The organism is Ralstonia pickettii, from assembly GCF_001699815.1.
Classification (GTDB): Bacteria; Pseudomonadota; Gammaproteobacteria; order Burkholderiales; family Burkholderiaceae; genus Ralstonia; species Ralstonia thomasii.
Window position 1 is genome coordinate 26,455 of record NZ_MCGB01000107.1, and the last position, 14,743, is coordinate 41,197.

Genomic DNA, 14,743 nt, shown 5'->3' on the forward strand with positions numbered 1-14,743 from the left:
TGTGCTTTGGGCGTTCTTTCTGACTCAGGCCCGATCGTCAGTTCTGGGATTCGGCACGGCCCATCCACTGGTGTACCTGCTGGACGGTGCCCTCGATGGCACACTCATCGCATTGCAAAACCAGCAGGTCGCCTGCTGTGACCTGCGAGAGCGCCGCGTCCACGACATCCCGGCGCTTGGCCCCTTCGACGACGACTTCAGCCACGCGACCGCCTGCCTGCAACCCTTGCTTGAGCAGCGCGCGTGCTTGGCGATCGAACTCGGCATCGGTGCGCTTGACGCTGGCGTCTTCGCACAGCAGCACGCGGTCGAATGTCTGTCCGATAACCGTGCCTTGCGCCACCAGGTCTTCATCGCGGCGTTGCAGGCCGGCGCCGAACACAAGCGTGCGGCGTTGCGCCGGGAAGTTGTCCAGCGCAGCGGCCAGGGCTTCCAGTGCCGACGCGTTGTGCGCGTCATCCACCACGATCGTGGCGCCATGGTGCTGGAACAGCGTGAAGCGGCCCGGCACATCCACCTGCCCCACATCGAAGGTCATGATGCCGGCGCGCATCAGATCGTTCGAAATGCCCAGAGCCCAGCCGGTGGCCACAGCCGCCAGCACGTTTTCAAGCTGGAACGGCACGCGGCCGTCGTAGGTCAGGGGAATGGCCGACACGTCGGCCAGCGCCAGTTCGGTCGGGCCAGTAGCGAGCACCACCTTGCCGTCGCGCACGAACACGGCCCGTTTGCCAGCAGCGCGATGCGCGGCGATGGCCTCCAGATCGCCCGACAAGGCGAAGAAGATCACTTCGCCATCGCACAGCTCTGCCATTTCAACGAGGCGCGCATCGGCGGCATTGAGCACGCCGACGCCGGTCTTCAGCACCACGTCGATCTGCGTGCGCAGGACGCTGACCATGCGGTCTTCGTCTTCGACGTAGAAATCGCCCAGGTGATCGGGCTTGCCGAAGTTGGTGACGACGCCCACCTGGCAACGGTCATACGGCAGCCCCTGCGAGAGGATCATGCCGCTGTCGCTCTCGAACACGGCGGCTTCCACCGCGCGGTTCATCAGGATGCGATGGCAGGCGTCCCACGCGGCGCGGTCGGTACGCGCGCCGGATTCCACTTGACGGCGATCGAGGTACAGGCCATCGCTGCAGCCCAACCCCGTGTGCTTGCCCGACAGTTGCAGCATCTGCGCCACCAACTTGGCCACGACGGTCTTGCCGTTGGTGCCCGTGATGCCGACGATAGGAATGCGGCCATCGTCCTGCGTGCCATCCTTGTCGGAAAACAGGTGGTCGACAATCGCGCGGCCCACGGGGCGTGGTTCGCCCTGGGCCGGCCGAATATGCATCAGCAGACCGGGCCCGGCGTTGACTTCGACAATGGCGCCGCGCTGCTCGTCCAGCGGGCGCGAGATGTCTTCGGCCACCAAGTCTACACCGGCAATGTCGAGTCCGACAACCCGCGCGGCCAGCGATGCGTGCGCGGCCACGCTCGGGTGCACGCGGTCGGTCACGTCAAAGGCGACGTTGCCGTTGCGCTGTATCAGCACGCTGCGGCCCGCGGGCGGCACGGCGCTGCCGTCGGCATAGCCCTGGCGCTTGAGTTCGAGGCGCGCGGCGGAATCCAGGCGCACGCAGTTCAGCGGGTGTTCTTCGGTGTTGCCGCGGCGCGGGTCGGAGTTGATCTGCGATTCGATCAGTTCTTCGATGGTCGAGTTGCCATCGCCGACCACCGACGCGGTTTCGCCCATCGCCGCCGCCGCCAAGCGGCCGCCCACCACCAGCAGGCGGTGTTCGTTACCGGAGACGAAGCGCTCGACGATCACGCCGTTGCCTTCCTCGATGGCCACGGCGTAAGCGGTTTCCACCTCTTCGCGCGTCATCAGGTTCGTGAATACGCCGCGGCCGTGATTGCCGTCGTAAGGCTTGACCACCACCGGCACGCCGATGTCTTCGGCCGCATCCCAGGCGTCTTCGGCGCTGTCGACCATGCGCCCTTCCGGCACCGGCACGCCGCACGACTGCAGCAGGCTCTTGGTCAGGTCCTTGTCGCGCGAGATGGATTCGGCGATAGCGCTGGTGCGGTCGGTTTCGGCCGTCCAGATGCGGCGCTGGCGAGCGCCGTAGCCGAGTTGCACGAGATTGCCGTCCGACAGGCGGATGGACGGGATATTGCGGTCATCGGCGGCTTCGACGATGCAGGCGGTGCTGGGGCCCAGGCACTGTTCGTCCACCATGTCGCGCAGCGTTTCGACGGCGGCGTCCACGTCGTACGGGCGGTCTTCGATGGCCGCCATGACCAGATCACGGGCGGCGAACAGGGCAGCACGGGTCACGTCTTCGTGCCAGGCGCGGACGATCACCTTATAGACGCCGCGCACGGGTGTCTCGCGCGCCTTGCCGAAACCGCCGGGCATGCCGGCCAGGTTCTGCAACTCGAGGGTGACGTGTTCCAGGATGTGCCCCGGCCAGGTGCCTTCCTTCAAGCGCATCAGGAAACCGCCGCGCACGCCGGGGCTGCAGCGGTGCTCGATCAGCGTGGGCAGCCATGTCGACAGACGCTCGTAGAACCCCGGAATCGTGTTGGAGGGAGAGTCCTCCAGTTCACCAATATCGACCCATGCCTCCAGCACTGGCCGATATGTCCACATATTCGGGCCGCGCAGCGACATGACATCGAGAATCTCAATGTCCTTCTTCTTCATTGAATTTGCTTGGAAGCAGGGGGCGATGTACCCGTGAATTGGTCCGTGAAACCGAACCGTTACCTTTCAATAACGTTACAACGGCGTCGGCGTTGACGTCTTGAGCCCGGAGTGCGTTGTGCAGCGCACCAAATGCCGTGCTGGCGTGGCTATGTATACTTGCGAGCAAATTTTGCAGGCCGCAACAATTGCGACGCCGCACTCTTGCCTCGATTTATGTTCGTCCTTTTCCCGTTTTGGGCTGTTTTTTGGCCATTTGGACGCGCTTTTTGAATTCTTTGCGCCACTGATGACCCAGTCCTCCCCATCGTCCGCCCCCACCGTCGTCCGCGCTCAGGAACCCTGGCGTGTCGTGCTCGGCTCAAGCCTTGCTCCAGAAGAAACCGTCCTGGCCGGGCTGCAGCTGGATTTGGACGCGAGATTGCATTTTACCCAAGGGTGGCTGGTTGTTACGAACCGTCGCCTGATCGGCCAAGCCGTGGGTGAAAAGGATTTGCAAAGCTGGGACATCGCCCCCGGCATGACGCTGGCCCACAGCGACCACGCCGGCGTCGGCACGCTGGAGTTGTCCGACGGCCAGCGCCGGCTGGCAAGCTGGCGCTACACGCTGGGCCACAATACCGACGCGCTGCGGCTGGCCGATGCTTTCGACGCCCAGCGCAACGCCCTGACCACCGGCGCCAAGGCCGCGCAGCCCGACGCGGACATCTGCCCGACCTGCAAAGCGCCCCTCCCGGCCGGTGAAGACAACTGCCCGCAATGCAGCCGTGAACTGGAGCAGCCGCCCTCGACCTGGGCGCTGCTGCGCCTGTGGCGCTTCGCCCAGCCGTATCGGTGGGAATTGCTGGCCGGTTTCGCCCTGCTGCTGATCGGCACGGCCGCCACCCTGGTGCCGCCGTACCTGACGATGCCCTTGATGGACAAGGTGCTGATCCCCTACCAGAACGGGCAGCCGGTCGATTACCGCCTGGTGACGCTCTATCTGTCCGGCCTGTTTGGCGCCGCGCTGGTGGCCTGGGTGCTGGGCTGGGCGCGCACGTATCTGCTGGCGCGCGTGTCCGAGCGCATCAGCGCCGACCTGCGAACGACCACCTACGAGCACCTGCTCAAGCTGTCGCTCGAATATTTCGGTGGCAAGCGCACCGGCGACCTCATGGCGCGCATCGGTTCGGAAAGCGACCGCATCAGCGTGTTCCTGTCGTTGCACCTGCTCGATTTCGCCACGGATGTGCTGATGATCGCGATGACGGCCGTCATCCTGGTTTCGATCGACCCATGGCTGGCGCTCGTGACACTCGTGCCGCTGCCATTCATCGCGTGGATGATCCACCTGGTGCGCGACCGCCTGCGCCACGGCTTCGAGAAGATCGACCGGATCTGGTCGGAAATCACCAACGTGCTGGCCGATACGATCCCGGGCATCCGCGTGGTCAAGGCCTTTGCGCAGGAAAAGCGCGAGGTGACGCGCTTTGCCGAGGCCAACAAGCACAACCTGGCGATCAACGATCGCGTCAATGCGGTGTGGTCGCTGTTTACCCCGACCGTCACGCTGCTGACCGAAGTCGGGCTGCTGGTGGTGTGGATCTTCGGCATCTGGCGGGTGAGCCACGACGCCATTACCGTCGGTGTGCTGGTGGCGTTCCTGACCTATATCAGCCGCTTCTACACGCGCCTGGATTCCATGAGCCGCATCGTGTCCGTCACGCAGAAGGCGGCGGCCGGCGCCAAGCGGATCTTCGATATTCTCGACCACGTGTCGAGCGTGCCCGAGCCGGCCAGGCCCGTGCATCTCGAGAAGGTGAAGGGCGCGATCGAACTGCGCGACCTGGGCTTCCGTTATGGCAACCGCGCGGTGATCCGCGGCCTGAACCTGTCGATCCAGCCGGGCGAGATGATCGGGCTGGTGGGGCACAGCGGCTCGGGCAAGAGCACGCTCGTGAACCTGATCTGCCGTTTCTACGATGTGTCCGAAGGCGCGATCCGCCTGGATGGCACCGATATCCGCTCGCTGCCCGTGTCGGAATTCCGACGCAACATCGGCCTGGTGCTGCAGGAGCCGTTCCTGTTCTTCGGCACGATCGCCGACAACATTGCCTACGGCAAACCCGACGCCACGCGCGAAGAGATCATTGCCGCCGCGCGTGCCGCCCACGCCCACGAGTTCATCCTGCGCCTGCCGCACGGCTACGACTCGCTGGTGGGTGAACGCGGCCAGGCCCTGTCGGGCGGCGAACGCCAGCGTATTTCGATTGCGCGGGCCCTGCTCATCAACCCGCGCATCCTGATCATGGACGAGGCCACGTCTTCCGTGGACACGACCACCGAGAAGGAAATCCAGAAGGCGCTCGACAACCTCGTGCAGGGCCGCACGACCATTGCCATCGCGCACCGTTTGTCGACGCTGCGCAAGGCGGATCGCCTGGTCGTCATGGATCGCGGCCAGATCGTCGAAGTCGGCAATCACGATGAGCTGCTCGCGCGCGAAGGGGCGTACTACAAGCTCTATCAGGCGCAGGCCCGCAATGTCGATGCCGAAACCGATCTGACCAGCGACGGCGAGCGCGTGGACGCCGCGGCGCCGGCTTACGCGCAGTGATCCCCACTCTGAAATGACTGCGATGCAAACGCCCGATTTCGCCCTGAGCCGCAACGGCTTCGGCAAACTTGTGATGACCCTGGCCGACGGCACCGTGCATGAAGGCGTGGTGCCCGTGCGCGCGTTCCCGATCTCCGCCGCGGGCGAGGGCTTGAGCCTGATGAGCACGGACGGCCGCGAGCTGGCATGGATCACGCAACCCGACGCGCTGCCCACGCCAATGCGCGCGCTGATCGAAGCCGAACTCGGCGCGCGGGAATTCATGCCCGAGATCCGCACGATCGTCGGCGTATCGACCTACGCCACGCCCAGCACGTGGACGGTGCAGACCGACCGCGGCCAGACCGACCTCGTGCTGCGCGGCGAAGAAGATATCCGCCGCCTGACCGGCACCACGCTGCTCATTTCCGACAGCCACGGTATCCACTACCTGATCCGCGATCTGCTTGCGCTGGACAAGCACAGCCGCAAGATCCTCGACCGGTTCCTGTAAGCCCCATTCAGACGTTCAGCCGCGCAGCCGTTACCGGGGCGTTGGCTGCACGGCTGTCATCACCTCGTTGAGCAGGGTTTCGGCCTGTTTCCAGATTGCGCGCTGGTTGTAGTCGCCCGCCGTGGTGACGACCACCAGGTCTAGCCCGGGCACGATCCACAGGCGCTGGCCACCGTTGCCGATGCCGCCGATCCACGCGTATTCCGCGCTGCCAGCCGCCACCTTGCCGAGCCACCACTGATAGCCGTACTGCAAGCCCATGCCGGTGTCGATGTGCGGGCGCGTTGATTCGGCAATCCACTCGGCGGGCACGAGTTGCCGCCCGTTCCATTGGCCATGCTGCAACACAAGCTGGCCGATGCGCGCCAGGTCTCGGGGGCGCAGGCGCACCCCGGCAAACGCCAGCGGACGGCCACGGTAGTCGTCCACCCATTCCCAGTCGGTGATACCCAGCGGTTCGAGCAGTTGCTTGCGGGCGTACTCTGGCACAGGCATACCCACGCGCTCCGCCAGCAGTTGCGCAAGCACTGCCGTGTTGCCCCCGTTGTAATTGAACTGCGTGCCAGCCGCAGCCGCCATCGGCCGGTCAAACACGTAGTGCGCCTGAGACGTGTGCCAGAACAGCCCGAACTCGTCGTTGTTGAACAGGCTCGTCGCACGCCATTCGTTCCAGGCCAGGCCGCTCGACATCGACAGCATCTGCGAGAGCGTGATCGCCTCACGACCGTCGCGATTCAGATCCGCCAGCCCCGGAAACAGCGACAGCACCGGCGTGTCGAGCGGCGGCGTCTTGCCTTGCCCTTGCGCAATGCCCCACAGCAGGCTCGTCACCGATTTGCTGATCGAGCGGATGTCGTGAAGCGTGCTGGCATCGAACGTGCGCGTGGTGCGGAACAGATCCTTCACCCGCTCATCCTTGCCAGCACGATAGACCTCCGCCACCAGACGGCCGTGGCGCACCACGAGCAGGCTGTGGAAATTGATATCGGCGTCGGCAACATTGCGCAGGACGGTGCAGAGTTGGCCGGCATCGAAGCCGGCTGCGGCGGGGTCGGCTTCGACCTGCCAGCCGTCGTTCAACCGGGCGGGCGCATCGCAAGGTGCCGCCTGGGCGCCGCATACCGTGCAGACCCATGCCAAAGCGATGCCGATGCTGCGAAGTCGTCGCGCCATCCCAGCCCCCCAGGTCGATGTTCCGCCAAGTATCGTAGCCGGCACTTGAAGGTGCAAACCCGCTGCGATGAATGGTCGTTCTGCGCGTCTGAACGGCAATGGATCGGCCATCCGGTGGACCCTCCACCCACGTCGGAACCCGGGCCCGCGTTACCATGTCGGACCCTTCTTATTCATCAGTCACATCACAGGCACCTATGGTCACACGTCGAACCCTTCTTGCCTCCGCCTCGGTTACCGCCACGCTGGCGGCGCTCGGCATCACGCCCGAAGCACTGGCCGCCGATCGCGTCAAGCTGGGCGATGCCGCGCCGTTTTCTTTCGATGCGCTGATCGAGCGCGCCCGCACGATGGCCGGCAAGCCTTACACGCCCCCTGCAACGGCGCCGGCCGACATCCTGTCCAAGATCGACTACGAGGCACACGGCAAGATCAAATTCGACACCGCCCACGCACTCTTTGCGGACGGCCCCGGCCAGTTTCCGGTGACGTTCTTCCACCTCGGCACGTTCTTCCGCGCCCCGGTGCGCATGCACGTGGTGGAAAAAGGCGCCGCCCGCGAAATCGTTTACGACGAATCGTACTTCGACATGCCCGCCGACAGCCCGGCGCGCAAACTGCCGCGCGGCAGCGGCTTTGCCGGTTTCCGCTTCCAGGAAAGCCGCCTGGGTGACCAGAAGAAACTCGACTGGAAGAAGAACGATTGGGTCGCCTTCCTGGGCGCGTCGTACTTCCGCGCCATCGGCGAGCTGTATCAGTACGGGCTTTCCGCACGGGGCATTGCGCTGGACGTGGCGCAGGCCGGCAAGCCGGAAGAGTTTCCCAATTTCACGCACGTGTGGTTCGACACGCCGGCAGACAACCGCGCCGATTCCGTGACGATCTACACGCTGCTCGACGGCCCGAGCATCACGGGTGCATATCGCTTTGTCATGCACCGCACGAAGGGCGTGGTGATGGACATCGACACGGCCATCTTCCTGCGCAAGGACGTCGACCGTTTCGGCATCGCGCCCGCCACGTCGATGTACTGGTTTTCGGAAACCGCCAAGGGCACCGCCACTGACTGGCGCCCCGAGGTGCACGACTCCGACGGCCTCGCCCTCTGGACCGGCAATGGCGAGCGCATCTGGCGCCCGCTGAATGATCCGCCGCGCACGATGGCGTCTGCCTTTGGCGACAACAACCCGCGCGGCTTCGGCCTGCTGCAGCGCGATCGCGATTTCAACAACTACCAGGACGGCGTCCACTACGAGCGCCGCCCGAGCCTGTGGGTCGAGCCGCTGGAAGGCTGGGGCGAGGGCGCCGTGCAGCTTATCGAAATCCCGACCGACGACGAGATCCACGACAACATCGTCGCCATGTGGGTGCCGAAGGCACCGGCGCGTGCGGGCAGCCAGTACCGTCTACGCTATCGCCTGCACTGGCTGGCCGATGAACCGTATCCGACACAACTGGCGCGCTGCGTGGCCACGCGCATGGGCAACGGCGGGCAGCCGGGCCAGCCGCGGCCGCGCGGCGTGCGCAAATTCATGGTCGAGTTCAAGGGCGGTCCGCTGGAGAAACTGCCTTTCGGCACCAAGCCGGAGGCCGTGCTGAGCACCTCGCGCGGCACGTTCTCGTATGTGTTTACCGAAGCCGTGCCGAACGGCGTGCCGGGCCACTGGCGCGCCCAGTTCGACCTGACGGTCGACGGGAAGGAACCGGTCGACATGCGGCTGTTTTTGCGTGTGGATGGCAAGCCGCTGTCCGAGACGTGGCTGTATCAATATCACCCGTTCCAATCGCCGGTGGGGCCAGTGGCGTCCTAAACGCCGTCGCAGCGGTCCACAAACAAGGCGGGGATTCCCCCGCCTTTTTCATTACTGGTAGGACAGCGTCACCACCGCGAGCGCTGGTTCCACCCCCGGCGCGCGCGACAAGGTCAGCGTGCCGTTGTTTGCCGTCAGCAGGTTGGCCTTGAAACCGCCGTATTTGGCCAGGACGTCCGCCTTGCTGCGTGCATCGCCCACCCGCAGGGGGTTGAGCGACGATGCCGCGCGAGCCTCCACCGACACATCGACCGGCACGGCCCGCACCGCTGTCGAGCGAAAGTCGAGCACCACCTGATCGCCTGACGCAGAGCGACGCGCCTGCAAACCCTCGCCCGTGCCCGTCGCCTGCAGCGCTGGCAGCACACGGAACCCCGCCTCGACGATGGCGCCCGTGAAATAAATCACGCCGTCCTGGCTGCCGGCCGCAAGCGCGCCACTCGCTCCGACGGCCGCCGTGATGGCGACGGCCATTGCCTTGTAGACCCTGAACATAAGACCCCCGATGCCCGACCCTTGGGCGATGTGTCACATCCGCCCGTCTTCAGCCGGTCTGACGCAACAGTTTTTTACGATTTTCATCGTCCTCTGGATCGATCTGATTGGGGATTCCGAACATCCCTGATTGCGAGTCAGACAGGGTTCCTCGCAAATCCACCTCTCACGGTGCCGGCCACACCGCCAGCGCCTGCATCAACTGCTTGCCCAGCGGGACTCGCTTGGCCATATCGCCCTCGCGCGGCATGTCGATGTTCAGAGCAAAGGCATACACGTGGCCGGCACGCTCCACCCAGCCGACCCACCAACCGATCTCCGGCTGGTATTCGGTGGCGACGCCGGTCTTGGCATACAGCGCGGCATCGCCCTGCTGCTCGATCAACAGCATGCGCTGGACCATGTCCCACGTGCGCGGCTTCACCGGCAACTGCTTGAGCGCCATGCGGCTGGTGAAGCGCGCTTCTTCGAATGCGGAAATCTCCAGCGGGCCACGCAGCCAGAATTGATCGATCACGCTGCCGAGCTGGCGATTGCCGTACTCAAAAGCGTCCACATAAGCCTGCATGCGTTCAAGGCCGACACGCCGTGCCACCTCCTGGTATATCGGCACGGCCGACAGGCGGATCGCCTCGGGCAACGCCATGTCGTGCTCCCACTGCTGGTAAGGCTGCGGCTTGCCGCCGTAAGGCAGCACTTCCTGATCGTCGCGCACGGCCCCGGTGTCGAAGGCGATCAGGCTGTTCGGAATCTTGAACGTCGATGCCGGATGGATGCGCCGCGCGGCGCGCGCCGGATCGACGACATAGGTGCGGTCGGCGCCGATGTCCATCAGTACAAAGGTGCCCGAGACACCCGCGTCGTCGAACGCGCGCTTGAGGTCATTACGCACGACCAGCTCGGCGTGGGCGGTGGTGGTGCTCATCGCAACGGCGCAGGCCGTGAGGGCGGACGCGAAAGTCTTCGACCAGCGAGAGAACATGAAAGGCTCCTTGAAATGGGTAGATGGCTGCCGGCAACCGTCGATGCGCACAGGCACCGGCGCTGCGCATCGTAAGGAGCGCTCCGTGCTGCCGCCAGCGTGCACAACAAGCTGCACGTCACGCGCGTAACGCCTGTAACAATGGGTGTGGCGCACAATGGCGCCACGTTTCGCTTCGCCTGATTGTTTGCATGACGCCGCCCACCCTGCCCGCCCTCCATGTCGAGCTGACCACACCGCAAACTGTGGATGGACGACGCGCCCCGTTCCAGAGCCTGTGGCTGCTCGTGCGCCTGGCCTACGCGCATCGTCTGTCGCCGGAGCAACCGCTGGTGCGCCTGGCCGACCTGCGCGGCGCTGTGTCGGACGCCAGCACGCAGCGCATGATGATCAGCCGCGCCTTTCGCGACTGGCAGAACTGGGGCGTGCAGGCAGGCTGGGGCGAACAGCGCGACCGCGAGCCCCGCTTCCTCAACGCAGACAAGCGCAGCCAGGGCCCGTTCTGGCTTACGCCTGAAGACGCGGCGCGCGTGGTCTGCCTGGTGGAAGGACGGATTGCCGATGACACAGATGTGCGCGCCTTTCTCGGTATCGCCGCGCCGGAAAGCAGCACGGACAACAGCGCCGAAGCCAACGCCAGCGCGCTCTCCGGCCCTGCGCCTGGCACGCCCAACCCCGCGTTCTGGCACGCCTTTCTGACCGCGCGTCACGCCATGCGCGAAGGCCGACTGCTGCATGCGCTGAGCACCGGCACAATTGCCTCCGACACCGAGCGCGGCGGCGCCCTGCTCGCCTTGCGCCACGCTGGCGACGCCGCAGACAATGACTTCCAGCGCGCCCTCGTCACCCTGGGCGAGGCAATGGCCGCGCGCCGGCTGGGCGACTCGACACGCGCCAGCGCCCTGCTCTCGCAGTTGCGCGCGCACCGCCGGCAGCGCCATGTGCTGGGCAACGACTACCTCGCCGCCATGGAGCGCATCGTCACCGCATGGTGTGCGTATGACCGACGCGACCTCGACCTTGCCGCCGGCCTGCTCGCCCGCCTCGCCGATGCCGAGCCCGGTCGCAGCCTGCTGCGCTATCACCCGCAGATCCGTTTTGAGTGGAACAACTTGAGCGCCCTCATCGAGCGCGCCCGCCTGCTCTACGCGGATGCCGACGGCATTGCATTGGAGGCACGCGCACACGCCGCACAGCGCATCGTCGCGCAGTTCGAAACCGCGCTGGCTGCCGCGCTGGAAAGCCAGGCCTCCGACGCCGTGCAGCAAGTTGCCGCCAACCTCGGCATGACGTGCTGGCTGCTGCGCGACGTGCTTGGCAACGCGGTGCATGCCGACGGCACGGTCGATGCCGTCCGCTGGCTGGCCATGAGCGAATGGCAGGCGCTACGCAACGGCGGGCCGCTGCAATCGGCGTGGAACGCCATCGCGCTGATGCGCATAGCACGCGCCGACACAAGCCGCGCAGCGCTCAAGTTGAACGACCTCGGTACGCAAGCGGGCCCGTTTGCCGAGGCCTTTGACGCGCGCTACTGGCCGCAGCGCTGGTCCGACGTTGCCGCACTGCGTCTGCGCGAACACGACAGCGGCCGCCATCGCTACGGCCACGTGCAGGTGAGCGGGTTGCTGCTGGAGCTGGCGTGGTTTGCTCACGCAGACGGCGATCACGTTACTGCTCGCACGGCGATGAACCGCCTCGCGCAAGCCACGCAAGACCTGGCACCGCACGATCGCGCGTACTTCGTCCAGGCACTGAAGCAGCTGACGCAGATGGCGGATGCGCCGCCCTGAGCTGCACGCTGAGCCGCCCCCCCAGTAGATCGATGGATGAATAAATTCGTTGTATCCCTAATGATCCGTCGCTAGACTACGGTATATGTTTGATCACTGCCTGTACTTCAACACCACCGCTCTGGCGCGCTCGGTCGAGCGCGAATGGACGGTCGCGTATGCGCCGTTCAGCCTGACGCCGCCGCAAGGGTTCGTGCTGCGCGTGGTGCTCAAACGACCCGGCGTGCTCAACCGCGAACTGGCCGAGGTGCTGGGCATTGCGCGGCCCACTGCCACGCGTCTTGTGGACGGCTTGATCGCCAAGGGCCTGGTGGAACGCCAACCTTCTGCAGAGGACGGCCGAGAGTGGAACCTCTTCCCCACGGAAGCCGCCCGTGAACTGGAAACCGCGTTGCAGGCCGCCAGCGCCAAGGTGGCGCGGCGCTTGCGCGAGCATGTCGGCGCAAGCGCGTTCGACGATACGGTGCAGGCCATCCGTAACGTTCGGAGTACGCTGAACACGTAAGACAAACGGGGCGGCCATTGCCGCCTTTTTGATCGGAAAATAGTTGCATCACTACGGATATCACCAAGGAGCGCCTGCATGACTACCGTTCTTGTCACCGGCATCGAGCCGTTTGAATCCGACCCCACCAACCCTTCGTGGGACATCGCGCAGGCACTCGACAGCACGCAGGTGGACAGCGCGGTCATCGTGGCGCGGCAGTTGCCGTGCGTGTTTGGTCTCGCCAACGAAATATTGGTGGACGCTATCGAGGCCACATCACCCGCCCTGGTGTTCGCGCTGGGGCTGGCCACGGGCCGGACGGAGATTTCGGTGGAGCGCGTAGCCATCAACGTGATCGACGCACGCATTCCCGACAACGCGGGCAACCAGCCGGTTGATACGCCTGTGGTGGCCGATGGGCCAACGGCGTACTTCTCCACCCTGCCGATCAAAGCCATCGTGCATGCGCTGCGCGAGGCCGGCGTGCCCGCGGGCGTGTCGCAGAGTGCAGGCACCTACAACTGCAACCACCTGTTCTACGGTTTGATGCACCACATTGCCATGCGCGCGCCGCAGGTGCGCGGCGGCTTCATCCACGTGCCGACCACGCCCGAACTGGCAGCGCGGCATGCGGGCCGGCCGAGCCTGTCGATCGATACGCAGATCAAAGGAATACGTCTGGCGGTGCGTACGACGCTGGCCACGCAGTCAGATCTGAAGATGAGCGCAGGTGCAGTGCATTGACACGCGCACGCGAATGGCTGGCCGGCGCCGCGGACCTGGCACGCTGGCTCTTCGCGTGACAGTCCTCAGGCCACCAGCGGCATGAGCAACATCCGCGCAGCCAGTTCCTGCCGGAAACTTTCGAAGGCCTGCATGGCGGAATCAGCACCGCGCGCAGTGTTCTGCAAGCGGATGCCTTCCACCTGATGGATGCCCACCGTGGCAAACACATAACGCAGATATGGCATCAGGAAATCGGTCTGCGCGTGGGCGCCGTCAAAGTGGCCGCCTGAAGCGGATACCACCAGCACCGAGCGATCGGTCAGCATGCCCACCTTGCCCGTGGGCGTGCGGCGGAACGTGCGTTCGGGCCGCACCACCAGATCGATCCACGCCTTCAACGCCGAAGGCACCGTGTAGTTGTGCACCGGCGTGGAAATCAACACGGCATCCGCTGCTCCCAGTTCGCCGATCAGCGTTTCCGACAGCGCAAGCGCTGCACGGTGCGCTGCGGTGCGGTCGGCATCGGGCGTGAGGCTGGCCTCGACAAAACCGGCATCGGGATGCGGCAACGGCGTGGCCGCCAGATCGCGCTCGATGACGCGCAGGCCACCAACGGCCTCTGCCAATTGTGCGACCACCCACTTTGCGCCACGCCGGCTGTGCGAGCGATCGTCGCGCGGGCTCACGGTCACGTGCAGCAGTGTTGTCATCGCGCAGCCCCCGTTTTCGTGTTCATGCCAAAGCGCAAAGCGCCTGCAAGCAGCCCGTTGCGATAGTAGAAGCGATGGCCAAGCACGTTGGACAGCGGCGTATCGAGCACGAGCCGCGCACAGCCCAGGCGCTCGGCTTCGGCTTTGAGGTGGCTCATCAATACGTTGCCGAGGCCGCTGCTGCGCAGGTTGGCATCGGTCACCAGATCGTCGACATACAGGAACGGCCCGTAGACGAGGTTCTCCTGCTGCCGATAACCCGCCAGCGCTACCGGCACCCCGTCACGCCAGACGGCGATGAGGCGGTAGCCGTCTTGCACCTGCCGGCGCCAGCGCGCGACCAGCTCGTCGGCGTCGGCAAGATGCGGCCGCAGTTGGTGCATGACGGGAAAGCACGCACGCAAGGCAGCTTCATCTTCGATGGGGCGGACGGCGTCCATGGTCATGCTTGCTCCGCGGTCACGGCAGCCGGCACCTGCGGCGCAAAGCGCATTGCGACGGCAATACGGTTCCACGCCTGGATGTTGGCGACGGCGGCTGTGAGGAAGGCGACTTCCGTCCTGGAGAAATGCTCGAGCACGGCGTCGTATTCGTGATCCTCCACCCCGTGGTCGGCCGCGCGGGCCAGGGTGGTCAGCGCTTCCGTCCAGGCCAGCGCGGCGCGCTCGCGCGGCGTGAAGACCGCCGGCGTGTCGCGCCAGACCGCCACCAGATCGAGCTTGGCCGGCGCCACGCGCAGCTTGCGCGCCAGGTTCAGGTGGAATTGCACGCAGAACGCGCAG

General features: G+C 65.4%; 13 protein-coding genes. 6 read left to right on the forward strand and 7 right to left on the reverse strand.

All coding sequences use genetic code 11. The features are described 5' to 3' along the window. Nucleotides 1-37: 37 nt before the first annotated feature. Entirely contained in the window at nucleotides 38-2,698 is a 2,661-nt protein-coding gene (cphA, locus tag BEK68_RS23330; protein ID WP_012430097.1) for a cyanophycin synthetase, read from the reverse strand. Between the two features lie 289 nt (nucleotides 2,699-2,987). Here cphA and BEK68_RS23335 point away from each other — a divergent pair, with 289 nt between their 5' ends. Beyond that, nucleotides 2,988-5,294, forward strand: coding sequence for an ABC transporter ATP-binding protein (locus BEK68_RS23335; protein WP_012430096.1), 2,307 nt, complete (start codon nucleotides 2,988-2,990; stop codon nucleotides 5,292-5,294). Nucleotides 5,295-5,316: 22 nt separating this feature from the next. Continuing rightward, on the forward strand, nucleotides 5,317-5,787 hold the full coding sequence (locus BEK68_RS23340) for a DUF1854 domain-containing protein (RefSeq protein ID WP_024542523.1): 471 nt from the start codon (nucleotides 5,317-5,319) through the stop codon (nucleotides 5,785-5,787). 30 nt (nucleotides 5,788-5,817) lie between these two features. Here BEK68_RS23340 and BEK68_RS23345 read toward each other — a convergent pair whose 3' ends face one another. After that, entirely contained in the window at nucleotides 5,818-6,960 is a 1,143-nt protein-coding gene (locus BEK68_RS23345; protein ID WP_012430094.1) for a serine hydrolase domain-containing protein, read from the reverse strand. A gap of 197 nt (nucleotides 6,961-7,157) precedes the next feature. Between BEK68_RS23345 and BEK68_RS23350 the strand changes: the two genes are divergently transcribed. Then, the gene (locus BEK68_RS23350) at nucleotides 7,158-8,771 is read left to right on the forward strand and encodes a glucan biosynthesis protein (protein WP_012430093.1); all 1,614 of its coding nucleotides are present in this window, start codon (nucleotides 7,158-7,160) and stop codon (nucleotides 8,769-8,771) included. A 51-nt stretch (nucleotides 8,772-8,822) separates the two neighbouring features. Here BEK68_RS23350 and BEK68_RS23355 read toward each other — a convergent pair whose 3' ends face one another. Continuing rightward, nucleotides 8,823-9,266: a hypothetical protein gene (locus BEK68_RS23355; RefSeq protein ID WP_012430092.1), complete on the reverse strand. Its 444-nt coding sequence runs from the start codon at nucleotides 9,264-9,266 to the stop codon at nucleotides 8,823-8,825. A gap of 166 nt (nucleotides 9,267-9,432) precedes the next feature. Continuing rightward, nucleotides 9,433-10,248 carry an OXA-60 family carbapenem-hydrolyzing class D beta-lactamase gene (gene blaOXA / locus BEK68_RS23360; protein ID WP_012430091.1) on the reverse strand — a complete coding sequence of 272 codons (816 nt, stop codon included), beginning with the start codon at nucleotides 10,246-10,248 and terminating at the stop codon, nucleotides 9,433-9,435. Between the two features lie 191 nt (nucleotides 10,249-10,439). Here blaOXA and BEK68_RS23365 point away from each other — a divergent pair, with 191 nt between their 5' ends. From BEK68_RS23365 to pcp, 3 genes are all read left to right on the forward strand, one after another. Beyond that, nucleotides 10,440-12,038 (forward strand): hypothetical protein, encoded by a 1,599-nt coding sequence (locus tag BEK68_RS23365; RefSeq protein WP_012430090.1) that lies wholly within the window; start codon nucleotides 10,440-10,442, stop codon nucleotides 12,036-12,038. An 85-nt stretch (nucleotides 12,039-12,123) separates the two neighbouring features. Beyond that, nucleotides 12,124-12,543, forward strand: coding sequence for a MarR family winged helix-turn-helix transcriptional regulator (locus BEK68_RS23370; RefSeq protein WP_004627946.1), 420 nt, complete (start codon nucleotides 12,124-12,126; stop codon nucleotides 12,541-12,543). 78 nt (nucleotides 12,544-12,621) lie between these two features. After that, nucleotides 12,622-13,269 (forward strand): pyroglutamyl-peptidase I, encoded by a 648-nt coding sequence (gene pcp, locus BEK68_RS23375; RefSeq protein ID WP_012430089.1) that lies wholly within the window; start codon nucleotides 12,622-12,624, stop codon nucleotides 13,267-13,269. Nucleotides 13,270-13,334: 65 nt separating this feature from the next. Here pcp and BEK68_RS23380 read toward each other — a convergent pair whose 3' ends face one another. The 3 genes from BEK68_RS23380 to BEK68_RS23390 form a co-directional block, all read right to left on the reverse strand. Beyond that, nucleotides 13,335-13,961: an FMN-dependent NADH-azoreductase gene (locus BEK68_RS23380; protein WP_012430088.1), complete on the reverse strand. Its 627-nt coding sequence runs from the start codon at nucleotides 13,959-13,961 to the stop codon at nucleotides 13,335-13,337. After that, complete coding sequence (locus BEK68_RS23385; RefSeq protein ID WP_004627953.1) at nucleotides 13,958-14,407, reverse strand: GNAT family N-acetyltransferase; 450 nt, start codon at nucleotides 14,405-14,407, stop codon at nucleotides 13,958-13,960. Before BEK68_RS23385 ends, BEK68_RS23380 begins: the two co-directional genes overlap by 4 nt. Further along, on the reverse strand, nucleotides 14,404-14,743 hold a 340-nt coding region (locus tag BEK68_RS23390; RefSeq protein WP_065851925.1), incomplete at its 5' end, for a carboxymuconolactone decarboxylase family protein. The genes BEK68_RS23385 and BEK68_RS23390, both read right to left, overlap by 4 nt.